Origin of the sequence: Methylobacterium sp. WL9 (genome assembly GCF_008040035.1) — a bacterium.
Classification (GTDB): Bacteria; Pseudomonadota; Alphaproteobacteria; order Rhizobiales; family Beijerinckiaceae; genus Methylobacterium; species Methylobacterium thuringiense.
Genome location: NZ_VRVE01000045.1, coordinates 1 through 23698 on the forward strand (window position 1 = coordinate 1; position 23698 = coordinate 23698).

The window sequence follows — 23698 nt, forward strand, 5'->3', positions numbered from 1 at the left end:
GGACGGCGCGCCGTCCCTCCCGGTCCGCGCGGCGGCCGCGCTCGGCGACGCCTCCTACGCGCTCTACCTCGTCCACCCCTTCGTGCTGCGCGCGACGCGCGAGGCGATCCTGCGCGCCGGGCTCGCACAGCATCTCGGGGCCTGGGGCAGCCTCGTATTCATGGTCGGACTGGCGGTTGTCGTATCGCTCGTCGTCTATCGCGTGGTCGAGCGGCCGCTGACGCGAAGGGCACGCAGATTGCTCGACCCCGGCCATCATGAGCGGCCGGGCGACCAGAAAACTCTTGAGGAGGCCGGCCCTCACGTTTCCGCCGAGCCGAAACGGATCTAGCCTCGCCCCGGTCCTGGAACCGTGACCGACCGGATTGCATCCGGCCGGCGGTTCCAGATCCGTGTTGCGAGGCGCTTTCCGACCAACCGGCATCCGCCGCGTCGGACAGCGCTCTATGGAGGGTCCTGCGTCGTGAAGACTCTGCTGGTTCCGGTCGCCCTGCACGAAGCCCTGCCCTCGGTGTTCGAGACGGCGCTGCTCGTCGCCCAACGCTTCGGCAGCCTGATCGAAGGCGTCTCGCTGCGCCCGGCGCTCGCGGAATACGTGCCCGTCGACATGGTCGGCGGCATGACATGGCTGCGCGACGAGGAGGCCGACCGGGCCGAAGCCGAGGCCGCAGGCGACCGTTTCATCGCCTTTATGGAGGCTGCCGGCCTGCCGCGCCGCGACGCCGTCGGCACCTGTGCGCCGGAGGCCGCGATGAGCGCCGGCCCGCGCTTCCGCTGGCGGCCGGACGTGCCACCGGGCGACGCCTTCCTCGGCCAGTACGCCCGGCTCTTCGCGGCGACCATCGTCGGCCGGCCCGGCTCGGAGGAATCGTCGCCGCGCATGACCACCGTCGAGACGGCGCTGTTCGAGAGCGGCCGCCCGATCCTGCTGGCCCCGCCGAAGCCGCCCTCCTCGCTCGGCGAGGCGATCGTCGTCGCCTGGAACGGCTCCACCGAGACCGCGCGCGCCGTGGCTTTCGCCATGCCGTTCCTGCGCCGCGCCCGCCGCATCCTGGTGCTCAGCGCCGACGGCGGCATGGTGCCGGGACCAAGCGCCGAGGACGTGGCGCGGGCGCTCGCCTGCGAGGGCATCGAGGCGTTCCACAAGGCATTGCCCGCAGGCCGGCGCACGCCCGGAGAAGTCTATCTCGACGAGGCGGCGACCTTCGGCTGCGACCTGCTCATCAAGGGGGCCTACACCCAGAGCCGCCTGCGCCAGATGATCTTCGGAGGTCCGACGAGCCACATCCTCTCGCACGCCGCCATTCCCGTGCTGATGGCCCATTGAGGTGCGGGGTCACACACGCGCCGGCTGCGCCCTCGGATCGGTACCGCCCCGCCATTGCAAACGGGTCATTCGCACTCTAAACTGCTGATAAGGCTAAAGTTTTTAATAATTCTAAACTGCGGTTGCTCCATGAGACGTCGGCCGAAAACCGTCATGAAATCGCGCGAAGGCGATGGAATGGTGCTTTTCGAAGGGCGCCCCCACTCCGCTCCCACCCCGACGAGTCCGCGACTGCACGCATGATCGTCTGTTCCTGCAACATCCTTTCGGACGGCCAGGTCCGCGGCTGCATCACGCCGGGCCCCGGTTGTCCGCGGACCCCGGCCCAGGTCTATGCCTGCCTCGGATGCAGCGCGAAATGCGGGCGCTGCGCCCGCACCATCCGCTCCATCATGCAGAACGCCCTGATGGAAGCCGGCGGCGATGCGCATGCCTCATGCGCGACCAGCTGCGCTACCCCTTGCAGTTTGGTACAATTCCAAACTACAGAAGACCTCGAAGAGGTCGCAGCCTAGGACGCATCGTCGGTTCGCTACGGCCCTCGGACACAAGAGGAGAGCAGCGAATGAAGGGCGATGCCAAGGTCATCGAGTATCTCAACCGGGGCCTGCGCAGCGAGCTGACCGCGGTGAGCCAGTACTGGCTCCATTTCCGCATGCTCAACGATTGGGGCTACGTCGACCTCGCCAAGTTCTGGCGAAAGGAATCGATCGAGGAAATGCAGCACGCCGATCGCTTCGTCGACCGGATCCTGTTTCTCGACGGCTTCCCCAATCTCCAGGAACTCGATCCGCTGCGGATCGGCCAGAACGTCCAGGAGATCATCGAGTGCGATCTCGCCGCCGAGACCGAGGCGCGCGCGCTCTACCTGGAAGCCGCGCAGTACTGCGACTCGATCAACGACCGCGTGACCAAGATCCTGTTCGAGGCCCTGGCGACCGACGAGGAGGGCCATATCGACTTCCTCGAGACCCAGCTCGACCTGATCGGCCAGATCGGCCTGCCGCTCTACGCGCAGAAGCATGTCGGCGGCCTGGAACAGGTCCCGCCCGAGGAAGGCTGACTTAACGTGCGAGGGCCGGCTGCGCGTCGCGAAGCGCCGTCGGCCCCGCGCTCAAACGGAGATGACCCGCCGATAGATTTCGGCGAGAGACAGAGAGGCGCCGAGAGCAGGAAGCGTCAGGACCGCATCGAGACCTTCGAGCGGTCGCCACCGGCTCCAGACGCCATCGATCCGATCGAAAGCTTCGAGGTGCGGACGGTCCCGAGAGACCAGGACGTAATGCTGCAGCGATTCGAGCTGCTGGTAGAGATGCCACTTCTCGACCCTGTCGCGCGCTTCGGTGCCGGGCGAGAAAACCTCGAATAGCACGAGCGGATCGTCGACCGAGGTCGCGCCCGGCTCGAGATCGCCATCGACGACCATCACATCGGGCAGCATCGCCACGTCGAGTTGCCGGCTCTTCAGGTAGAAGGTTTCCGTGAAGCTCTGGCAGGGCGACCCGGACGCCGCAAACCCGTTGTCCAGCCCATCCGCGATGTTCCGCACAATCCGCGCATGCTCCCAACGCGTGCCGGCCGGCACGCACACCAAGCGACCGCCGATCAGTTCCCAGCGTTCGTCGCGCGGCTTATCGGCAAAAAGCTCCTCGAAGTCGTCGAGGGCAAGCTGGTCGAATTCGCGATGTCGGTAGCCCATGGTCGGGCCTCGTCCGTGGCGACCGGTGGCCGTCGTCGCGAAGTATAGCGCGATCGGTCCCGGTATGCGACATCGGGCAACGCCCGCGCCCCGGCCCCTTCGCGTTTCAATCGCTGCGGCAGCACCCGAAAAATCTCCGAGCGAGTTCCGTTGAGCAAGCGCAGGTCCCCTCCCCGTCGGGCATCCGGGCCTCCGCTGGAGGAGATCCAGATCGATCCGACGCCGAACCCGCTCCTGACGCCCGAGAAGCGGCCGGACGATGCCGACCAGTCGATCCGGCCCCTGAGCCTGTCCGAGTTCATCGGCCAGCGGGCAGGCCGGGCGCAGCTCAAGCTCGCGATCGACTCGGCGAAGGCGCGCAAGGACGCCCTCGACCACGTGCTCTTCGTCGGGCCCCCGGGCCTCGGCAAGACGACGCTGGCGCAGATCGTGGCGCGCGAACTCGGCGTGAATTTTCGCTCGACCTCCGGCCCAGTTATCGCCAAGGCCGGCGACCTCGCGGCGCAGCTCACCAATCTCGAAGAGAACGACGTCCTCTTCATCGACGAGATCCACCGGCTCAACCCGGCGGTGGAAGAGATTCTCTATCCGGCGATGGAGGATTACCAGCTCGACCTGATCATCGGCGAGGGCCCGGCGGCCCGTTCGGTCAAGATCGAACTGCCGAAATTCACCCTCGTCGGCGCCACCACCCGCGCAGGCCTGCTGACCACGCCGCTGCGCGACCGCTTCGGGATTCCGATCCGGCTCGAATTCTACGACATCGACGAGCTGGAGCTGATCGTCGCCCGCGGCGCACGGGTGCTCGGCCTGCCGATGTCGGCGGAGGGCGCCAACGAGATCGCCAAGCGGGCGCGCGGTACGCCGCGCATCGCCGGCCGGCTGCTGCGCCGGGTGCGCGACTTCGCCGTGGTCGCGGAATCGGGCAGCGTCAGCCGCGCCGTCGCCGACCGGGCGCTCCAGCTCCTCGATGTCGACCCGGCCGGGCTCGACGTGATGGACCGCAAGTACCTGACGATGATCGCCACCTCGTTCGGCGGCGGCCCCGTGGGGATCGAGACCATCGCAGCCGCGCTGTCCGAGCCGCGCGACGCGATCGAGGACATCATCGAGCCCTACCTGATCCAGAAGGGTTTCGTGCAGCGCACGCCGCGCGGGCGTGTGCTGACCGCCCACGCCTTCCGCCATATCGGTCTAGCCGAACCGCGGCGCGATCCCGGCACGCAGTTCGGGTTCTTCGCGGGAGAGGACGGCGGCGGAACCTGAAGCGCCGCTCGCATGCGATCCCGCGCGACGGATCCGCCGAAAACGATCAGCCCTGACGCTGTGCCTGCGTCACCGCCACGTGGATCAGCTCGGCCAGGGTGCGCACGCCGAGCTTCTGGCGCATCTGGGAGCAGGCATTGGTGACGGTCTTGTAGCTGACCGACAGTTCGGACGCGATCGTGCCGTAGGACTTGCCCTGCGCCAGCCGCGCCAGGATCTGTTGCTCGCGCGGCGTCAACTGCGTCTCGGGCGTGCGGCGCGGATCGGCGCGCAGCATCGCAACCTCGGTGGCCAGCCGGCGGTCAAGATAGACGTCGCCCTTGCGCACCTGCTCGAAGGCCTGGAACAGCTCGTTCGAGGCGTGATCCTTCAGCACGTAGCCCAGCGCCCCCGCCTCCAGCGCCCGCGAGACGATGACGGGGTCGTTGTGCATCGAGAAGACCAAGATGCGCGTCGCCGGCTCGACGGCCCGCATCCGCCGGATCAAACCGAGGCCGGCGAGGCCGCTGCCCTGAAAGGTCAGGTCGCAGATCACCACCGGCGGCCGAAGGCGGAAGAAGGCACGGTAGCCGGCGACCACGCCGGTGGCCTCGACGACGGTCTCGATGCCGGCATCCTCCAGCACGCGACGGCAGCCTTGCAGGACGATGGGATGGTCGTCGATGACGAGCACCGGAAGCACGGCGCGGCTTCGGGTGGGGTCGGGTCTGGTCTGGGCGTTCATGGTCAGGGAGCGTTCAGGACGAGGGCGGGGATGGCGGATCGGCGGACCGTGCCTCCTCGCCTCTCTCGGGGTCGATGGGGATCGCGATCCGCACAACTGCCCCGGGAGCGGCGTTGTCAAGTTCGAACACGCCGTCGAGGGCCTCGACGCGCTCGCGCATGCCCGACAGACCGAGGCCGGTGCCGTGATCGGGCGGAAGTCCGACGCCGTCGTCGCGCACGCTGACCTGGAGCATCCGATCCGAACCATCCGGCTCGCGCCTCTCGCGCGCCTCGGCGCGGACATCGGTCGCGCTGCCGTGCCGGACGGCGTTGATCATGCTTTCCTGGATGCAGCGAAACACGGTGAGATCGACGAGATCGCCGTAGGTCCGCGCCAGCCCGTCGAAACTGCCCGAGAACCGCGTATTGGGATGGCGCCGTCCGAAATCGGCCAGCAGCAGGTTGAGGCATTCGGCGAGCGGCACCTGGCCGAGTGCATGCGGGCGCAGCCGGTTGAGCAGTTCGCGGTTGCGGGCCTGGACCTGGCCGACGATGCCGCCGATGTCGGCGGCCCGCGCCGCGAGCTTGGCGCGATCGGGCGCATTCGTCCCTTCCGCGATGCGCGCGACCGAGGCGGCGTTGGCCTCCAAAGCGAACAGGCAGGGGCCGAACTCGTCGTGGAGTTCCAGCGCGATACGCCGGCCCTCGTCGTCCTGCGCCGTGAGGAGTTGCCGGTTGAGGCGGCCGTTGGCTGCGCGCGCCTCGCCGAGCGCACCAGCGACGCTGTTGAAGCGCTCGGCGATCACCGCGAGTTCGCGGGAGGCCGGCGGATCGAGATGGGCGGTGTAATCGTGACGCTCGAGCTGGGTCAGTCCGTCGGCGAGGCGTTCGAGGGGGCGCAGCACGCGCCCGAAGGCGATGGCGAGGGCGACCAGGACCGCGAAGTTGAGCAGCAGGCCTGCCAGCGACAGGGATACGGCGTAGCCCCAGACTTCGTCGATCTCGTCGAGCGGCTCCTCGGTGATGACCGCCTTGCCGATCCGCTCGCCGTTGGCGACGATCGGCAACTCGTGCTGCTCGGGCGGCGGTGCGATCAGCGCGACGAACCAGGCCGGGGCGACGTGCCGGTCGCGCCGGCCGTCCGACAGCACGGAGCCGGTGCGCGCACCGCTGGCATCGAACACCGCGACGCGGACGTGGCGAAGGGTCTGGAAGCGCAGGTCGAGGGTGTGGAGCAGGCTCTCCGGCGTCGGACTACGGGCCATGCGGATGGTGTCGGCAACCCGAGGCTCGACGGTCGCACGGGTCGCGTTCATCTCCACCTTCACGGCGGAGCGGGCATTCAGCACCATCACGCCGCAGGAGACGATCGCCGCGATCAGATCGATGAAGATCACCACGAGGATCAGGCGCGTGCGCGTCGGGAGGGCAGCCCAGATCGAGGCGCGGCCGGAAGTCCCGGCCCGCGCGATGGGGGGGCTGTCGAACTGCGTCGTCTTCGGCATCATGGTCATCGGCGAAATGCTCAGACCACCGCCGCATGTGTCTGCGCCGCCCGGTAGAACGGGATATTTCGGCAACCGGCCATCGGATAAGCGACTTTAATCTTTGCTGTTTCGACTTGGGTCGCAACCTCGCCGATCGCTTCGGCGAAGTCCATGTTGCGGGTCGGCCGGATGCACTGATGATTCTCTTAAGGAAAACACGAGGTCGTGCATCACCAGCCAGAGTGCCGTCCCACGCGTCCGCGTTTCCTGACGATACGCAGAGTCGAGCGGGGGACCGGGAGTCGCCGCGAAGAATCTCATTCGTTCGCATCCCGATGCGACCCAAGTGCTGATCGGTGACCCTTCGTTAATCGCACCAATCTATATCAGTTTCTCTGTGAATCCCGAGGCGCGACGACTGCCTCGACGATTCCAGTCATCTTGTAGCCGCAATGTCGGGGTCGGGTCGTTGCCATCGTACAACGTTCGAGAGTCCGACCAGATGGCGGTGAACATCGATCCGTCCGAGGTCCGTCACGGGACCTCCACCACGCAGCCGACGGCGAAGCCGCGACTTCGGCTTCCGACCCGTACGGTGCTGATCGGCGGTCTCGGGGGGGCGGGGCTGCTCGCCTTCTCCGTCGGCGCCTTTTCGTTCTTCTCGACGCTGGCCGATCCTCGTGCCCGCACCGCACGCCCGATGCAGGCTGCGGCCTCCATGCCCGACCTGAAGGACGGCATGCCGGCGCTGGTCAACGGCGACGCGATTGCGCCCCCGAAGGCCGCCACCCTCAAGCTTCCACGGCCCATCGTTAGCGAGCCGGCGGCAGCGCAGCCGGCTCCCGTCGAGCACGCCGCCGTCTCGACACCGATTGCCGAGCCTGCTCCGGTCGCTAAACCCGCCCCGGTCGTACAGGCTGCCGTCAGCGAGCCGCAGGTTCCGGCCCTGCGCACCGGCCAAACCCCGCCGCCGATCCAGAACGCGGCAACACTGCCGGAGACGCGCACGGTCGCGACCGTCGCCGCACCGGCCCGCACCGTAGCGACGATCGCTCCAGCCCGCACCGAGACCGTCAAGGCGAAGCCGGTTCAGGCGAACGCCGTCGCATCGGTGGCGCCGAGCGAGGCCCGCGAGCCGTTGAAGGAGCCGACATCGACGGCAACCGCTTCCGCTCAGCCCGCCCGCAAACCCGTTGCCGCCAAGCCGCCCGTGCAAAAGACGGCTGCGCGGAAAGCTCCGACGAGCAAGACGGTCGCCTATGCCTCCGATCCGGAGCCGGCAGCTGCCGCATCCTCTCCCAAGAGCGCGGCCTCGGACGAATCCGACATCCCCGGCGCCCGTCAGTTCCGCGCCGGCGTCAAGGCGATCGGCGGCCTCTTCGGCGGCGACGGCAAGGACGATTGATACCGTTTCCCGTACCTGAGGGCTGGCCGTGGTTTGATACGGCTTGGGCGCCTGGCGACCTTACGGTTTCCAGGTCCGCCACGCGGGCTGTCGCCCGGCCGGCGTGACGCGATCGCCAAACGGCACGATCCCGGACACCCTGTTTGCGTATTCCGAACAGTCGGTTGGTTCCCGCTCCCGCCGTGACGCCGCCGGTCGCCGCGCCGAAGGCGACTACGCGCAGGAATCCGGTTGCGCCCCGAGGGGCCGGCGTCGTGGCGGCCGGAGGCTCGCCGACCGGCGCCTCGTCGGGGCAGCGGCGTATCATACCATTTCCGGTTGATCCGTTCGGGTTGCGCGCATCCCCTCGCCCCGCTTGCGGGGAGAGGGGAACGCGCACCGCCGAAGCAATCAATCGTAAACCGTATAACATCGAAGCACCGCGGGCTTCGATTCTCGAAGCCGCCGACGGTTGGCCTAGGTCGATGCGCGCGCTGCGCGTGCGGCGGGAAGCAAAGGCGTCAGACGTAAGGGCTACCGGTAGCTGGGCTCTGCTGGACCTGCGCCGAGCACGGCGTCAGCCTGAACTTGGCGATGCGACAAAGCCCTGGATCGGCCCGCTACCGGATGGTCGGCGCAGGTCCGATCATGCGGTAGGTCCGTCCGAGGGCCGGTCAGCCCCGCTGGCGCTTCGGCGGCTTGCCGACTTCGCGGCGGTGCTTGGCGGCGCGGGGGCTGTGCTGCTTCGGCGGCGCGACGCCCTCCCCGGCCAGCATCTCGATCGCGACGTCCGGCGGTCCGCGCTCGGCGAAGGCGGCCGCGAAGTCGGCGGCCGCGGCGGCGCGGATTTCGAACTTGGTTTCGCGATCGAAGATCCGGATCGCACCGATGTCACCGCGCCCGATGCCGCCGCGACGCGAGAGCATCGGCAGGAGGCGTCGCGGATCTGCGGAATCACGGCGGCCGATGTTTAGCCGGAACCAGACCGACGGGCCGTCGTCACCGACGCGCGGGGCGCCGACCGGCACGGTGCCGCGCTCGCCCTGGGTCGCCTTGCGCTGGCTCTGCCGGGAATCGGTGGAGAAATTCGGGTCGCTGACATCCTCGGGGGCCGGGATGCGGGCGCGGTAGGCGCGCGCCAGGGCCGCGGCCAGCTTCTCCGGCGGGAGCTTGGCGAGCAGGGCATCCGCCCACTCGCGGTCTTCCTCGTTCGGCTCTTCGGCGAAGGAGGGGTCGTCGAGCATGCGGTCGCGGTCGAGCGCGCGAACCTCCTCGGCGGTGGGCGGACCGCTCCACTCGAAGTTCACCCCGGCGAGCTGCAACATCTGCTCGGCGCGGCGGCGGCGCGAGGCCGGGACGAGGAGCACGCTGGTGCCCTTGCGGCCCGCACGGCCGGTGCGGCCGCTGCGATGCTGCATCACTTCGGCGTCGTGCGGCAGGTCGGCGTGGATGACGAGGTCGAGGCCGGGAAGATCGATGCCGCGGGCGGCGACGTCGGTGGCGACGCAGGTGCGCGCCCGGCCATCGCGCAGCGCCTGGAGTGCCGCGTTGCGCTCGCCCTGGCCGAGTTCGCCAGAGAGCGCGACGGCAGTGAAGCCACGCTCGATCAACGAGGCCTGAAGGTGCCGCACGCCCTCGCGGGTATTGCAGAACACGATGGCGGTGGGCGCATCGACGTAGCGCAGGATGTTGACGACGGCGTGCTCGATCTCGCGCGGCAGCACGCGCACGGCACGGTAGGAGATGTCGGCGTGGCCGCGCGAGGCACCGGCCACCGCGAGGCGGAGCGCATCGCGCTGGTAGCGCTCGGCCAGAGCCGTGATGAGCTTCGGCAGCGTCGCGGAGAACAGCAGCGTGCGGCGCGTGGTCGGCGCCGAGGACAGGATGAACTCCAAGTCGTCGCGAAAACCGAGATCGAGCATCTCGTCGGCCTCGTCAAGCACGACGGCTTCGAGCGTCTCGGTCTTCAGACGGCCGCGCTCGATATGGTCGCGCAGGCGCCCCGGCGTGCCGACGACGATGTGGACGCCGGCATCGAGCGCACGGGCCTCGCGGCGCGGATCCATGCCGCCGACGCAGGAGACGACGCGGGCACCGGTCTCAGCGTAGAGCCAGGTGATCTCACGCTCGACCTGAAGCGCCAATTCGCGCGTCGGCGCGATCACCAGCGCGAGCGGGGCGCCGGGGGGCGGCAGCGTGCCCTCCTCGGTAAGCAGGCGCTCGGCCACGGCGATGCCGAAGGCGACGGTCTTGCCGGAACCGGTCTGCGCCGAGACGAGGAGGTCGCGCCCCTGCGAGGCGGCATCGAGCACGGCCTCCTGGACCGGCGTCGGCTCCTCGTAGCCACGTGCGGCAAGCGTCCGCGCAAGCGGGGCTGGAAGCGTCGGAAACGGCACGGGCAATCGACCTTGGAGAGCGGGGGGCGGGATCGTGGGGGAACACGGCGCGGGTCGCGTCGGCGTTCCTCCGGCCGCGAGCCGGTCTCGAACGAGAAGCAAGAGGGCTTCGTACCCGCAAGCGCGTGCAAACGCCACGCCCTGCAACGCATGGCGCTCGTGCGGTGCGGAACGCTCCGGCGCGGCGACGCCGCCGGATGACTGCGCGCAGGCGTTGTCGGCTCGTCGCGCCGGGGGCGTCACTCCTCGTCTGACGGAACGGGGGAACGGATGGGATTGGCGCTGCGCATGGTGCTCGTCCGGGCGAGCGTCGCGGTGTTCACCGTGGCTATCCAGGGCTGGCTTGCCGACCGGCCCTCGCCGAGCCGCTGGGCCCGTTGATCCTCGCCCCGTGATCCCGCATCGTTCCGCGAAGGGTCCCGCTTTGCGCGGACGAACATGATGCGAATCTAGAACCATGGACACGCTCGTCGTCGGTGCAGGCGTCGTCGGTCTCGCCATCGGGCGGGCGCTGGCCCTGCGCGGGCACGGGGTGATCGTGGCCGAGTCCGAGGGGGCCTTCGGCACCGGCGTGTCCTCGCGCAGTTCCGAGGTGATCCATGGCGGGATGTACTATCCGACCGGCTCCCTGCGCGCCCGCCACTGCGTCGAAGGACGCCGGCTGCTCTACGATTTCTGCGAGCGCCACGGCGTGCCGCACCGCGCCTGCGGCAAGCTGATCGTCGCGGTCTCCGAGGAGGAGCGCGCGGGGATCGAGGCGATCCATGCCAGGGGCCTCGCCAATGGCGTCGAGGGCCTGAGGCTGCTGGAGGCCGGCGAGGCCCGGCGCCTCGAGCCGAACCTCGCCTGTGTCGCCGCGCTGGAATCGCCGGCCACCGGCATCGTCGACAGCCACGCCCTGATGCTGTCGCTGCTCGGCGCGGTCGAGGATGCCGGCGGCGCACTCGCCCTGCGCACACCGATCGAATCGGCACGCCGGGAGGGCGGCAGCTGGCGGGTCCGCTTCGGCGGAGACAGCCCCGGGACCCTCGACGTCGACGCGATCGTCAACGCGGCCGGACTCGGCGCGCAGTCCGTGGCGCACGGGATCGAAGGCTATCCGCCCGAGCGCGTGCCGCGGCAGGTGCTGGCCAAGGGCCGCTACTTCGGCTGCACCGGCAAGCCCGCCTTCACCCGGCTGATCTATCCGGCCCCGGTCGAGGGCGGGCTCGGCATCCACCTCACCCTCGATCTTGCCGGCCGCGTGCGCTTCGGTCCCGACGTCGCCTGGGTCGAGACGCCAGATTATGCGGTCGAGCCCGAGATGGCCGCGATGTTCGAGGCGGCGATCCGGCGCTATTGGCCTGCGCTGCCCGACGGGCGCCTGACGCCGGACTACGCCGGCATCCGTCCCAAGCTCAGCGGCCCGGGCGAGCCGGCCGCGGATTTTCTCGTCGACGGGCCGGCCGAGCATCGCATGCCCGGGCTGGTCCAGCTCTTCGGGATCGAGAGCCCGGGGCTGACTTCGGCGTTGTCGCTGGCGGAGGATGTGGCTCGGCGATTGGAAGGCTGAAGACCTCAGCCGCCGAACCGCTCCGTCCGGATGATCGACGGCTTCACGCTGGCATCCACCAGCAGATCCGACACCGATCCGACGAAACCATTGCTGCCGCACACGAAAACGTGGCGCGGCTTGCCGACGTGGTCGAGTGCGGTCTCGATCATGACCCGGTCGACCCGGCGCCCGGCGGTGGCACCTTCGCGGGTGGTGAGGAGCGTGAGATCGAAGCCCGGCTCGTCGCGCGCCCGTATCTGCAATTCCTCACGGGCGATCGCTTCGGCGGCGTTGCGCACTGAATAGATCAGCAGCATCGGGGTCTCGCTGCGGGCCGAGAAACGTGCCCGCAGCATTGAGAGCAGCGGAACCACGCCGGAACCGCCGCCGATGAGCAGCACGGGGCCCTCGTCCTCCGGCGACCAGACGAACGATCCGCCGATCGGCCCGCGCAGCTCGACTTCGTCGCCGACCTCCGCGATGCCGGCGAAGTAGCTCGAGACCTCGCCCTCCTCCAGCCCCTCGATCATGAGTTCGAGGCCGGCGGCGTCGCCGGGTGCTGAGGCGATGGAGTAGCTGCGCTGCGCGCTGTAGCCGTCCGGCGCGGTGAGCCGCACCTCGACGTGCTGGCCGGCACGGTGCCGGCCCTCCAGCCCCTCGAACCGAAAACTCTTCACCCGCGGCGTCACCGGCGCGATCGCGCCGATCCGGGCGGTCCGCCAGGGCATCTTCTCGGCGGCCACGCGTCAATCTCCGGTGAAGCGCTGCTCGCGCCAGGGGTCGCCGTACATGTGATAGCCGCGCAGCTCCCAGAAACCGCCTTCGTCCTTCCTGGTGAAGCGCAGGCCCTTCACCCATTTCGGGCTTTTCCAGAAATAGAGGTGCGGCACGAGGAGGCGCGCCGGGCCGCCGTGATCGGGCGGGATCGGCTTGCCCTCATAGGAGGTCGCGACAATGGCCTTGCCACCGGTGAGATCGGCGAACGGAACGTTGGTGGTGTAGTCGTCGAAGCCCTCGAACAGGGTGAAGGCGGTGGGCGCAGTGACGCCGGCATCGCTCAGAATGTCGTCGACGCTCACGCCGGCCCAGGCGGTGTCGAACTTCGACCACTTGGTGACGCAATGGATGTCGCCCTTCCAGCGCGTACGCGGCAGCTTGGCGAACTCGCTCCAGGTCCAGCGCTTGAGGGGCTTGGGACCGTCGCGAAGGGTGAAGCTCCAGGTCTCCTCGGTGACCCGCGGAGTCGGGCCGAGCTGCAGGACCGGAAAGTCGTCGGTGAGGTACTGGCCCGGCGGCAGGCGCTCGGCGATCTCGGCCGCCGGCGGGCGGCCCGAAAAGCCCCGTGTCACCATCCGTCCCGCCCTCCCGATCCCGGTTGCATCCGTTGCGACCGGTATGCGCCCTCGCCCGTCGGAGATCAAAGGCCGCCGGCTATTTGACGGCAGCCGGTCCGTAGGGCGGGCGCGGGATCGCGCGGTGCGCTGCGCGCAACGCCGCCGACCAGCGCTCGCGAAGATCGTGAAAGTAGGGCTCGCCGGCTTCGATCCGGTGGTCGACTTCGAGCGTCAGGGCGTCGCGGCGCACCACGGCGATGTCGATCGGCAGGCCGACGCCGAGATTCGACCGCATGGTCGAATCCATCGAGACCAGCGCGACCTTCAGGGCGTCGTAGAGATCGAGCTTCGCCGTCACGGCCCGGTCGAGGATCGGCTTGCCGTATTTGTGCTCGCCGATCTGCAGGAAGGGTGAGTCGTGCCCGCACTCGATGAAGTTGCCGGCCGAGTAGACCATGAACAGCCGCATCTCGTCGGTGCCGATCTGGCCGCCGAGAAGGAACGACACCTCGAAGCGGATCTTGGCCTGCTCGAAGCCGTCATGCTCGATCTTGCGGACCTGCCGGATCGCACGGCCGACGAGCTGAGCCGCCTTGAACATGGTCGGCGCGTCGGCGAGCTTCTCCGGCTCCTCGCCCTCGATGTCGTCGACGCCCTCACGCAACATGCTCACGACGGTCTGCGTCACGGACAGGTTGCCGGCCGAGGCGAGCATGATCACCCGCTCGCCCGGCGCATTGAACAGATGAAGCTTGCGGTAGGTCGAGATGTCGTCGAGGCCCGCATTGGTGCGGGTATCGGCGATCATGAGGAGACCGTCCTCGACCAGGACTCCGACGCAGTAAGTCATCGCGAGAGAGACCTCGTCACGGGGTAAGCGGGCGTCCCGTTCGCATGTCGTGCCGCCGCGACGCAAGGCGATCTTTCGCAATGTGCCGTTTCAAGCGGTGTGGAGGGCCGATCCGGCCCTGCCCCTCAGCCCTGCGACTGTCTCTGCGTGCCTTGGCTCTGCGTCTGGCTCTGGCCCCGCTGAGGCTCGTCGACCTTCAGCCGCACCTCCAGCTTTTCGGTACCGCCGCCGACGCGGCTGCCACGGATCGGGGCCGCTCCGAGATAGTCGAGGCCGATCGCGACACGCACATGCGCCTCGGTCGCCGAGACGCCGTTGGCCGCATCGAAGCCGATCCAACCGAGATCGGGCAGCAGTGCCTCGGCCCAGGCATGGCCTGCGCTCGGATCCTCGCCGTCGTCGTCATGGAGGAAGTAGCCGGAGACGTAGCGGGTCGGAATTTCCAGGTGGCGCGCCGCCGCGATGAAGATATGCGCGAGGTCCTGGCAAACGCCCTTGCCGACCTCGAAGGATTCCATGGCCGTCGTGCTGGCACTGGTCGGCCCCGGCTCGAATTCGATGCGCTCGTGCACCGCTTCGAGCAGCCGATGCAGGACCGACAGCCTCGACTGGTCGCCGCCCGCGGTGGCCTTGCCCGCGAAGGCCTGGATTTCGGCGCTCGGCAGGGTGAGCGACGTATCGCGCAGGTAGAACGGTTCGGGTAGCCGTTCGACACCGCCACGCACGATGCCGCTGGTGTCGAAGGTCTCGACCTCGCCGGTGACGCGCACGGTCAGGGCCTCGGCCGCGTCGTCGGCGGTGAACCAGTGGACGATGTTGCCGAAGCCATCCTCGCGGGCGGTCAGCCGGCCGTCGACCGACGGTTCGATGCGCCATTCGCGCACGTGCTGGCCGTCATGGTCGCGTGGGGTCAGCCGCAACACCTGGATCAGGCCACGGGCAGGCTGCTCATAGGTGTAGATCGTGTCGTGGAGGACGCGGATGCGCATGCCTTGGTCCCGGATGCGTCGATAAGGAAAAGCGAGAGACGAATCGCGAACGAATCTACACCAGATACTGCTCGCTGATCGCGGCCCCGAGCTTGTTGTTCTCGCCGATGAAGTGCTCGATGAACTCGTGCAGGCCGGAGGCGAAGATCCGGTCGATATCCGCACCGAGGAGGTGGGCGCGCAGGTTGCTAGCGAGCCGCTGGCTCTCGCCGCGACGACCGTAGGAATCGGCGATCAAGTCGAGATGTTCCACCAGCATGCCGAGGCAGTTGGTGAGCGAGCGCGGCATCTGTCTATTCAGGATGAGCAAATCCGCGACCAGCAGTGGCTTGATGCTCTCGCGATAGACCCAGTGATAGGCGTTGAAGGCCGAGACCTCGCGCAGGATCGTGGTCCACTGGAAGTAGTCGAGGCTGCCGCCGATCCGTTCCGAGGCTGGCAACAGGATCTGGTACTTCACGTCGAGGATGCGGGCGGTGTTGTCGGCCCGCTCGATCGCGGTACCGAGCCGCGTGAACCAATAGCCGTCGTTCCTCAGCATGGTCCGGTAGGCCGAGCCGTCGAAGGCCAGCGAGACCTGCTTCACCCAGTCGAGGAAATGCGAAAACTCGTCCCGCGTGAGATCGCGGCCCTCGTAGTTGCGAAGCTCGAGCCACGCCCCGTTGATCGCGTCCCACATCTCGGTGGTGAGCGCCGTGCGGATCGACCGGGCGTTCTCGCGGGCCGTCTCGATGCAGGAGCGGATCGAGGACGGATTATGGCGCGAGAAGGCGAGAAAGTCGCAGACCGTGTGTTCGTTGACCGCATCGTAGTGCTTCTTGAACTCGTCGGCGTCGCCGGTGGAAGCCAGCGCCGAGGCCCACTCGTTCGACTCGCGCCCGCCGTAACTCGACGGCAGCGCGGCGAGACGGTGCGCGGCGTCGAGGATGCGCGCGACGAAGTCGGCGCGCTCGGCATAGCGCGAAAGCCAGTAGAGGTTGTCGGCGGTACGGGACAGCATGGCTCAGATCACGGTCGCTTCCGGCCGAAACGGGCCGGCGTCGAAGGGGAAGAGCGTGGCGTCATCGCAAGAGACGGCGGGGATCGCCACCTCTGCGACGCACGCCTGCTCGCAAAATGTGCACTCGCCGGCTATTCGCGCATGAGAACTGCGCGCTCGGCGGCTGGGCGCCCGAAAAGGCCGCGGGCTGCTCAAGCGTCGAGCACCCAGGTGTCCTTGGTGCCGCCGCCCTGGCTGGAATTCACCACGAGCGAACCCTCCTTGAGCGCGACGCGCGTCAAACCGCCGGGCACGATGCGGATCTCGTCGGCGCCGGCGAGCACGAAGGGCCGCAGGTCGACGTGGCGCGGGGCGACGCCGGAGGCGACGAAGGTCGGGCAGGTCGAGAGCGAGAGCGTCGGCTGGGCGATGAAGCCGTCGGGGGCGTGCTTCAGCCGGCGCCCGAACTCCTCGATCTCGCGCCGCGTGGCGTGCGGGCCGACGAGCATGCCGTAGCCGCCCGAGCCGTTGACCTCCTTCACCACGAGGTCCTTGAGGTTGTCCATGACGTAGGAGAACGCCTCCTTCTCGCGGCAGCGATAGGTCGGCACGTTGTGAAGGATCGGCTCCTCGCCGGTGAAGAACTTCACGATTTCCGGCATGTAGCTGTAGACCGCCTTGTCGTCGGCGATGCCGGTGCCGACCGCGTTCGACAACGTGACGTTGCCGCGCTCGTAGGCGTTCATCAGCCCCGGCACACCGAGCACGCTATCGGGGCGGAACACCAGCGGATCGATGAAGTCGTCGTCGAGCCGGCGATAGATCACGTCGACCCGGCGCGGCCCCTCGGTGGTGCGCATGTAGACGACGTCGTCCTTGGTGAAGAGGTCGGTCGCCTCCACCAGTTCGACGCCGAGTTTGTCGGCCAGGAAGGAATGCTCGTAGAAGGCCGAGTTGTAGCGTCCGGGGGTGAGCAGCACGACGGTGGGATCGCGCGTGGCCGATTGCGGGGCGAGGCTGCGGAGCGTCGCCAGAAGCTCGTCCGGATAGTTCTCGACCGGTGCGACGCGGTGGCGCGAGAACAGCTCCGGGAACAGCCGGAGCATGACCTCGCGGTTCTCCAGCATGTAGGAGACGCCGGACGGCGTCCTGGCGTTGTCTTCCAGAACAAAAAAGTCGTTCTCGCCGGTGCGGACGATGTCGATCCCGGCGATGTGGACGTAGAGGTCGTGCGGCACCCGGAAGGAGCGCATCTCCATCTGGTAGTGCTGGTTGCGGTAGACGAGGTCGGCCGGGATCACGCCCGCCTTGATGCACTCCTCCGCACCGTAGATGTCGTTCAGGAACATGTTGAGCGCGGTGACGCGCTGCTTCAGCCCACGCTCCAGGAAGCTCCATTCGGGCTTGGTCAGCACCCGCGGGATGATGTCGAAGGGGATCAGCCGTTCGGTGGAATCGCTCGAGCCGTAGACGGCGAAGGTGATGCCGATGCGCCGGAACAGCATCTCGGCCTGGCTGCGGCGCGTGTTGAAATGCTCCGGCGGCGTGGTGTCGAGCCAGGACTTGAGGGCGTCGTAGGCGTCGCGCACGGCGGCCCCCGCGAGCGCATCGCCCGGCCCGGTCATCTCGTCGAAGGCTTTCGCCAGCGCCATCTAAGTCTCCCCTCAGCAGGTTCCGGAAAGGTGCCCCGCGGCTTTCCGACAGAAACCTGCGACACGACAAAAAGCCGATCGGACGACGCGTTGGCATGCCGACGCGCGATCGCTTGGCTCGCCGTTCACCTAGGCAAGAGGCAGGCCATGGAAAGGGCCCGAGACCGACACTAACGGAGAAGCTTGGTCAGAGAAGCTTGAGTCCCCTGAAGCTCGCGTGACCCTCGCGGCCGAGGATGACGTGGTCGTGCACGACGATGCCGAGCGGGTCGAGGACGGCGACGATCTCGCGGGTCATCCTGATGTCGGCCCCCGACGGCGTCGGATCGCCGGAGGGGTGGTTGTGAGCGAGGATGACCGCGGTGGCCGAGAGTTCGAGGGCGCGGCGGGCGATCTCACGGACATAGACCGGCGTGTGGTCGACGGTGCCGCGCCCGTGCACCTCGTCGCGGATGAGATGGTTGCGCTTGTCGAGGAACAGCAGCCGGAATTCCTCCCGCGCCGAAAAGGCCATCGTGGCGCGCAGGTACTCGATGAGGGCGCTCCAGGAGGTCACCAGCGGCCGCTCCGCGATGGCACCCCGCGCGAGCCGGCGGCCGGCCGCTTCCATTAGCTTGAGGTCTGCGATCACGCCAGGCCCGATCCCGTCGATCTCCGCGAGCCGCGACGGCTCGGCGCCGATGACCTCGGCGAAGGAACCGAAACGCCTGATCAGCGCCTTTGCGAGCGGTTTGACGTCGCGGCGCGGGATCGCACGGAACAGGACGAGTTCGAGCAGTTCGTAATCGGCCAACGCATCGGCCCCGGACTCGGCGAAGCGGGCGCGCAGGCGGTCGCGGTGGCCGTGGTAATGCGGCTCCTCGGCCGTGACCGGGGCCAGCAGATCGGGCAGCGGCGGCCGGCGCGTCATCGGAGACGATCAGTCCTGCGGAACCGGCTGGTCGAGCCCCTTCGGCGACAGCGTGAAAATCTCGTAGCCGGTCTCGGTGACCGCGACGGTGTGCTCGAACTGGGCGGACAGCGAACGGTCGCGGGTCACGGCGGTCCAGCCGTCGGCGAGCACCTTCACGGCGGGCCGGCCGAGATTGATCATCGGCTCGACGGTGAAGAACTGACCGGGCTTCAGCGGCACGTCGTAGCTCGCCTCGACGTAGTGCAGGATGGTCGGCGCGTCGTGATAGACGCGGCCGAGGCCATGGCCGCAGAAATCGCGCACCACCGAGCAGCGCTCGGCCTCCGCGTAGGACTGGATGGCGTGGCCGATGTCGTTGGTCGAGCCGCCGGGCCGGATCGCCCGGATGCCGCGCATCAACGACTCGTAGGTGATCTCGCACAAGCGCTGGGCCTTGCGCGGCACCTCGCCGACATAGGCCATGCGGCTCGAATCGCCGTGCCAGCCGTCGAGGATCAGGCAGATGTCGAGGTTGACGATGTCACCGTCGCGCAGCGGCTTGTCGTTGGGGATGCCGTGGCAGACGACGTGGTTGATCGAGGTGCAGATCGACTTCGGATAGCCGCGATAGAGCAGCGATGCCGGATAGGCGCCGTGATCCATCGCGAAAGTATAGGCGAGTCTGTCGAGATGCTCGGTGGTGACGCCGGGCTGGGTCGCCTCGACGAGGATGTCGAGCGCTTCCGCCGTCAGTCGGCCGGCGCGGCGCATTCCCTCGAAATCCTCCGGGCCATGGATGGGCGGCTCTGGCGAGCGCCGATTGCTGGCGGCGACGGCCTGGTCTTCTCGGCTCATGAGACTTTGTTCGGAGATCCGCGGACTGGGCTCTGTCTACGCTCCGACGAAGACGCCGCCAACCCTGGTTGAACTCGGATCCGCGTCGCGTTTTCCGACGGCGAACCCGCATCCGCCCGGTCGGCGAGCACTCAATAGAGCGGAGGCAGCGCCACGTTCGGGATCGCGAAGGGGCCGAGCATGAGGCGGCCGCCTGCGAGCTTCACGGTGGGAAGCGGCTGCAGGGAGGCGTCCCCCTGCCCCGGCCCGGCCTCACCCTCGGGATCGCGCCGCTTCATGCCGCCGAGGAACTGGCCGACGAGGTTGCCGATCAGCGCGCCCCGGTCGTTGCCGAAGCGCTTGCCCATGATCTGGCCGATCAGGTCGCCGAGCCCGGCGGCGCGGACGTCGAACTGACCTTCCGGCCGATGCGCCTCGTCCAGCCCGACTTCGCCCTTCGCCTGAAGCCGGCGGTTCCCCTTCACCAGCGAGAGTGCGGTGATGTCGAGCTGCCCCTCGGCCAGCCGCCAGGCTTCGAGTTCCTTCTCGATGGCGCGGGTGCGCAGCACGGTGGCGCGCTCCAAGGTGGCGTCGAGGGACGCCTCCACCGGATCGGCGTTGCCGAACAGCGGATCGAGCTGCGGAAACGTCCCGTCGGTCAGGCGCAGGTTGAGATCGACGGCACCGTCGGATTCGAAGCGGCCGGGAGTCGGCCGTGCGTGCAGTTCCAGATGTTTCGCGGCGAAGTCGATCGGACCGGGCTCGCCCCCGCTTATGCTGCCCTTCGGCCCGTCGACGACGAGCGAGGCCCGCACGAATCCGTCCGATGCGCCATGGAAGCTGCCTTCCAGTGCAGTCCAGTTCACATCGCCGATGAGATCGCCCTGCTCGACGTGGAAAGGCCCGGTCGCCTCCAGGATCGCGTGGCGCGGCTGATAGACCTGCACCAGCACCGTCAGCGGCCCGAGGCTGAAGCCGCCATCGGAGCGCGCGAATTTCAAGGAGGCGCAACGCAATTCGATCCGGAACGGATAGCCGGTGATCGAACGGTCGGCGCAGGTCCAGTTGCGCCCGGCCGCCGCCTCGCGCGCGCGCCACGCATCCATCTCGGAGGCGGCCTTGCCGCGAACCCAATACCAGCCGGCGGACCAGACGAGCGCCAACGTGAGCAGCAGGATGTAGGGGAGAAACAATCCAAGCCGCGAGCGGCGCTTGCCGATGGGCTGCGTCGGCTCCGTCCTGGGGTGCGGTCCCTGCGCCATCATTGTCCCTCGCTGCGTACCCCGCGTCGCGGGCGGCCCGTCTTTGGAGACAGGAGCCCGTTGGCGCAAGGGCGAGGACCGGAGCGGACCGTCCGTCGTGACGCCGGCCGATCAGTTCTGCGTGACCGGCCGAATGTCCAGATCCTCGATCACGGCGCGGCGCCCGTCCTCACCCTCGGCCAAACGATGGATATGCATCTCGGTGGCGCCGCTGCGTGCCACATGGGCCAGCCAGCCCTGCATGAGCCGCTCGCGCGGGCCGATTCCGGAACTCGTCACCGACACGGGTTGGGCGATACCGGCGCCGTCGCGTCGCACGGCGATCACCACGGCATCGTCCATCTCCATCAGGTCCGGCTCGGCCAGATCGTGGATTCCGACGACGTAGCGCCGGCCGGACCGGCCGCGCCAAGCACTCAAGGTGATGGCCGGAGTGCTGCGCAGACTGTCCAGCGTCCTCAGTCGCTCTTCCCGCATGGCCGTTCTCCGTGATTCGTATGTTCGCTATTTGTTCTTTTTAGTTCGCACGAATCGGGGGCGTCAAGCGTCGAACGGCCGAGGTCGTTCACAAACGTACTCAGCCGTTTTCGAGCGGCAAGTCCGGGGCGCGGTCGGCAGGCAGGCCGTCGTAGCCTTCGAACCACGAGCGGCGCTCCGGTGACTCGGCTGGATAAGGGCACGAATCCTTCGGGCGGCCGTGGGCGCGGGCGCGTGCACCCTCCGCGCTGGCATCGGTCTTGGGATCGGGTCTGTCGGTCATCCAAGGAATATGGAGACGCGCGCGCGCGTCTCCAGCCCCGGCCGCTGGCGCTATCGACTGCTCGCCTCGACATTGCCGGGCGGCCCGCGCCAGCCGGTCTCGACCGCGAAATCCGCACTCTTCGCGGCATCCGAATCCTCACCGACGAAGACGCGGTAGCCGCCCGCCTCCACCACCAGCGTGCCGTCGGCCTCGTGGAAGCCGAGATTGCGCGAGGGAATACGGAAACTTGCGACCTTCGTTTCTCCGGGCGCCAGCACCAGCGGCACCGCGCCCTTCAGGAGGCGCAGCGGCCGGCTGCGGCTCGCCACGGGCTGGTTGAGGTAGAGTTGCGCCACCGTGCGGCCGGACCGGGTGCCGGTGTTGGTCACAGTTGTCTTCACTTCCAGCGCCGCCTCGTAGCGGTCGCCGACGCCGACCTTCGGGGTCAGCACCTCCGGATCACCGTAGGCGAAGCTCGTGTAGGTCAGGCCGTAGCCGAAGGGGAAACGGGCCGAGATGGTCTCGTCGTTGTAGCCCAGCGTCCACCGGGCGCCGTCGATATGCGGGCGTCCTCCCGCGCGGCGGTCGTAGGTCAGCGGCAGCTGGCCGACGGTGCGTGGCCAGCTCAGCGGCATCTTTCCGGAGGGGTCTGCATCGCCGAAGAGCGTCTCGGCCACTGCGGGGCCGCCCTCGGTGCCGGGGATCCAGATCATCATCGCCGCCTGCGCACGGTCGATCGCCTCGTGCAACTCGACCGGACGGCCGCCGAAGACGAGCAGCAACAGCGGCTTGCCGGTGGCGGCGAGGTCCTTGATCAGGTCCTGCTGCACACCGCGCATACCGAGATAGGCTCGCGACGAGCCCTCGCCGGACTGGTCGCGGCCTTCGCCGACCACGGCGACGACGATGTCGGCAGCCTTGGCCGCCTCGATCGCCTTCGGGAAGTCGGACCGGTCGGCGCAGGTGCGGTCGCAGCCGCGGGCATAGTCGAGGACGATCCCGGCCTTGGCCGCGCGCTCGGTCAGGCCGGTGCGGATCGAGATCACGTCGCCGACCTGCCCATTGCCCTCGTGCGGGCCGACCTGGTCCCATTGCGCGTCGGCGAAGGGGCCGACCAGCGCGATGCGCTTTACGATTTTCGGGTCGATCGGCAGCAGGTTCTTTTCGTTCTTCAGCAGCACGAAGCTGCCGCGCGCCGCTTCGCGGGCGACGGCGCGTGTCTCCGGCGTCAGCAGGCGACCCTCCGCGGTGACTGGGTCGAGCACCGGCCGGTCGAACAGCCCGAGACCGAATTTGAGGCGCAGCACGCGGCGCACGGAATCGTCGAGGGAGGCCTGCGAGATTCGTCCGGCGCGGACCTCCTCGGGCAGGTGCTTCACGAACAGGCCGCTGGTCATGTCCATGTCGACGCCGGCGGCAAACGCCTTGCGGGTCGCCTCGGCGCCGTCTGCGGCGACGCCGTGCTTGATCAGGCTGGCGACGGCCTCCCAATCGGCGATGACGACGCCCTTGAAGCCCAGCTCGCGGCGCAGGATCTGCGTCATGAGGTGGCCGTCGGCAGTGGTCGGCACGGCGTTGAGGGCGGTGAGCGCAGTCATGACGGAATCGGCCCCGGCCCGGATGCCGGCGCGGAACGGCGGCAGATGCGTGTCGTAGAGCTCGGTCGGAGCCACCCAGGTGACGTCGTAGTCGCGCCCGCCATAGACGGCGCTGTAGCCGGCGAAATGTTTCAGGGTCGAAGCGACGCCACCGTCGCGAAACCCCTCGACCTGGGCCGCGGTGAGCTGGCCGGTGAGCCAGGTATCCTCACCGAGCCCCTCGACGATGCGGCCCCAGCGCAGGTCGCGGGCGACGTCGGCCATCGGCGCGAAGGACCAGTTGATGCCGGCTGCCAGGGTCTCGCGGGCGGCGGCTGCCGTCGCACGCCGGACGAGATCCGGATCGAAGCTCGCGGCCATGCCGATCGGCAGCGGAAACACCGTGCGGTAGCCGTGGACGATATCCAGCGAGATCAGCAGCGGGATGCCGAGCCGTGAGGTGCGGGCATAGCCATCGATATTGGAGGCGAGATTCTGGTTGGAGAAGTTGATGACGGCGCCGACTTCGCCGCGCCGGACGCTCTCGGGGTCGAATCCGGGCTCGAGCGAGACGAGGTTGAGCTGCCCCGCCTTCTCTTCCAGCGTCATTTTTTCGAGGAGTGCCTCGATGCGCGCGTCGGTCGTCTCTGCGCGGGGCGATGTGACGAAACACGCCAACAGGGCGGCTGCCAGCACCCGACCGCCGAACCGCGCCGTTCTGCCCCGCATGGTCATTCCCCCGTCGATCGTCCGCGGCTTTATGCCGGGTTGCGTCTTCGATCGAGCAGA

The 23698-nt window shown here is 68.4% G+C and carries 23 protein-coding genes and 1 pseudogene; 7 read left to right on the forward strand and 17 right to left on the reverse strand.

Features of this window, described 5'->3' with window-relative positions; translation table 11 throughout:
* The 4 genes and pseudogenes from FV217_RS13860 to bfr all read left to right on the forward strand — a co-directional run.
* Positions 1-331, forward strand: a pseudogene (locus tag FV217_RS13860) (acyltransferase family protein); the annotation flags it as partial.
* A gap of 132 nt (positions 332-463) precedes the next feature.
* Positions 464-1327: a universal stress protein gene (locus FV217_RS13865; RefSeq protein WP_147817768.1), complete on the forward strand. Its 864-nt coding sequence runs from the start codon at positions 464-466 to the stop codon at positions 1325-1327.
* 239 nt (positions 1328-1566) lie between these two features.
* On the forward strand, positions 1567-1842 hold the full coding sequence (locus FV217_RS23445) for a (2Fe-2S)-binding protein (RefSeq protein WP_147817769.1): 276 nt from the start codon (positions 1567-1569) through the stop codon (positions 1840-1842).
* 50 nt (positions 1843-1892) lie between these two features.
* Complete coding sequence (gene bfr / locus FV217_RS13875; protein WP_147817770.1) at positions 1893-2390, forward strand: bacterioferritin; 498 nt, start codon at positions 1893-1895, stop codon at positions 2388-2390.
* A 51-nt stretch (positions 2391-2441) separates the two neighbouring features.
* Here the strand turns inward: bfr and FV217_RS13880 are convergent, their stop codons facing one another.
* On the reverse strand, positions 2442-3026 hold the full coding sequence (locus tag FV217_RS13880) for a Uma2 family endonuclease (RefSeq protein ID WP_147817771.1): 585 nt from the start codon (positions 3024-3026) through the stop codon (positions 2442-2444).
* A gap of 204 nt (positions 3027-3230) precedes the next feature.
* On the opposite strand from FV217_RS13880, the gene ruvB reads away from it, so the two are divergent.
* Entirely contained in the window at positions 3231-4292 is a 1062-nt protein-coding gene (gene ruvB / locus FV217_RS13885) for a Holliday junction branch migration DNA helicase RuvB (RefSeq protein ID WP_187272555.1), read from the forward strand.
* 46 nt (positions 4293-4338) lie between these two features.
* On the opposite strand, the gene FV217_RS13890 is transcribed toward ruvB, so the two are convergent.
* The 3 genes from FV217_RS13890 to FV217_RS23680 are packed head-to-tail and all read right to left on the reverse strand — an operon-like array spanning position 4339 to position 6657.
* Positions 4339-5016, reverse strand: coding sequence for a response regulator transcription factor (locus FV217_RS13890; RefSeq protein ID WP_147817772.1), 678 nt, complete (start codon positions 5014-5016; stop codon positions 4339-4341).
* 13 nt (positions 5017-5029) lie between these two features.
* The gene (locus tag FV217_RS13895; RefSeq protein WP_246682784.1) at positions 5030-6511 is read right to left on the reverse strand and encodes an ATP-binding protein; all 1482 of its coding nucleotides are present in this window, start codon (positions 6509-6511) and stop codon (positions 5030-5032) included.
* An 11-nt stretch (positions 6512-6522) separates the two neighbouring features.
* On the reverse strand, positions 6523-6657 hold the full coding sequence (locus FV217_RS23680) for a hypothetical protein (protein ID WP_281407168.1): 135 nt from the start codon (positions 6655-6657) through the stop codon (positions 6523-6525).
* A 329-nt stretch (positions 6658-6986) separates the two neighbouring features.
* Between FV217_RS23680 and FV217_RS13900 the strand changes: the two genes are divergently transcribed.
* A complete protein-coding gene (locus tag FV217_RS13900; RefSeq protein WP_147817773.1) occupies positions 6987-7889 on the forward strand; it encodes a hypothetical protein in 903 nt (300 codons plus the stop codon).
* A gap of 653 nt (positions 7890-8542) precedes the next feature.
* On the opposite strand, the gene FV217_RS13905 is transcribed toward FV217_RS13900, so the two are convergent.
* Positions 8543-10264: a DEAD/DEAH box helicase gene (locus FV217_RS13905; protein ID WP_147817774.1), complete on the reverse strand. Its 1722-nt coding sequence runs from the start codon at positions 10262-10264 to the stop codon at positions 8543-8545.
* Positions 10265-10721: 457 nt separating this feature from the next.
* Here FV217_RS13905 and FV217_RS13910 point away from each other — a divergent pair, with 457 nt between their 5' ends.
* Positions 10722-11816, forward strand: a complete 1095-nt coding sequence (locus FV217_RS13910; protein WP_147817775.1) for an NAD(P)/FAD-dependent oxidoreductase — start codon at positions 10722-10724, stop codon at positions 11814-11816.
* Positions 11817-11821: 5 nt separating this feature from the next.
* Here the strand turns inward: FV217_RS13910 and FV217_RS13915 are convergent, their stop codons facing one another.
* From FV217_RS13915 to FV217_RS13970, 12 genes are all read right to left on the reverse strand, one after another.
* A complete protein-coding gene (locus FV217_RS13915) occupies positions 11822-12526 on the reverse strand; it encodes a ferredoxin reductase (RefSeq protein WP_147817796.1) in 705 nt (234 codons plus the stop codon).
* A gap of 18 nt (positions 12527-12544) precedes the next feature.
* Positions 12545-13150, reverse strand: coding sequence for a sulfite oxidase-like oxidoreductase (locus FV217_RS13920; protein ID WP_147817776.1), 606 nt, complete (start codon positions 13148-13150; stop codon positions 12545-12547).
* A gap of 79 nt (positions 13151-13229) precedes the next feature.
* Complete coding sequence (locus FV217_RS13925) at positions 13230-13982, reverse strand: peptidase (RefSeq protein ID WP_147817777.1); 753 nt, start codon at positions 13980-13982, stop codon at positions 13230-13232.
* Positions 13983-14107: 125 nt separating this feature from the next.
* A complete protein-coding gene (locus FV217_RS13930) occupies positions 14108-14971 on the reverse strand; it encodes a transglutaminase family protein (RefSeq protein ID WP_147817778.1) in 864 nt (287 codons plus the stop codon).
* 55 nt (positions 14972-15026) lie between these two features.
* Entirely contained in the window at positions 15027-15971 is a 945-nt protein-coding gene (locus FV217_RS13935; RefSeq protein WP_147078114.1) for an alpha-E domain-containing protein, read from the reverse strand.
* A 191-nt stretch (positions 15972-16162) separates the two neighbouring features.
* Complete coding sequence (locus FV217_RS13940; RefSeq protein ID WP_147817779.1) at positions 16163-17602, reverse strand: circularly permuted type 2 ATP-grasp protein; 1440 nt, start codon at positions 17600-17602, stop codon at positions 16163-16165.
* A gap of 187 nt (positions 17603-17789) precedes the next feature.
* Positions 17790-18512, reverse strand: coding sequence for a DNA repair protein RadC (gene radC, locus FV217_RS13945; protein WP_147817780.1), 723 nt, complete (start codon positions 18510-18512; stop codon positions 17790-17792).
* A 9-nt stretch (positions 18513-18521) separates the two neighbouring features.
* Positions 18522-19349 (reverse strand): type I methionyl aminopeptidase, encoded by an 828-nt coding sequence (gene map / locus FV217_RS13950; protein WP_147817781.1) that lies wholly within the window; start codon positions 19347-19349, stop codon positions 18522-18524.
* A 131-nt stretch (positions 19350-19480) separates the two neighbouring features.
* Entirely contained in the window at positions 19481-20590 is a 1110-nt protein-coding gene (locus FV217_RS13955) for a DUF2125 domain-containing protein (protein ID WP_147817782.1), read from the reverse strand.
* A gap of 111 nt (positions 20591-20701) precedes the next feature.
* Positions 20702-21067 carry a hypothetical protein gene (locus FV217_RS13960; RefSeq protein ID WP_147817783.1) on the reverse strand — a complete coding sequence of 122 codons (366 nt, stop codon included), beginning with the start codon at positions 21065-21067 and terminating at the stop codon, positions 20702-20704.
* A gap of 100 nt (positions 21068-21167) precedes the next feature.
* A complete protein-coding gene (locus tag FV217_RS13965; protein ID WP_147817784.1) occupies positions 21168-21350 on the reverse strand; it encodes an Rmf/CrpP family protein in 183 nt (60 codons plus the stop codon).
* A gap of 50 nt (positions 21351-21400) precedes the next feature.
* Positions 21401-23638, reverse strand: coding sequence for a glycoside hydrolase family 3 N-terminal domain-containing protein (locus FV217_RS13970; RefSeq protein WP_147817785.1), 2238 nt, complete (start codon positions 23636-23638; stop codon positions 21401-21403).
* Positions 23639-23698 lie beyond the last annotated feature (60 nt).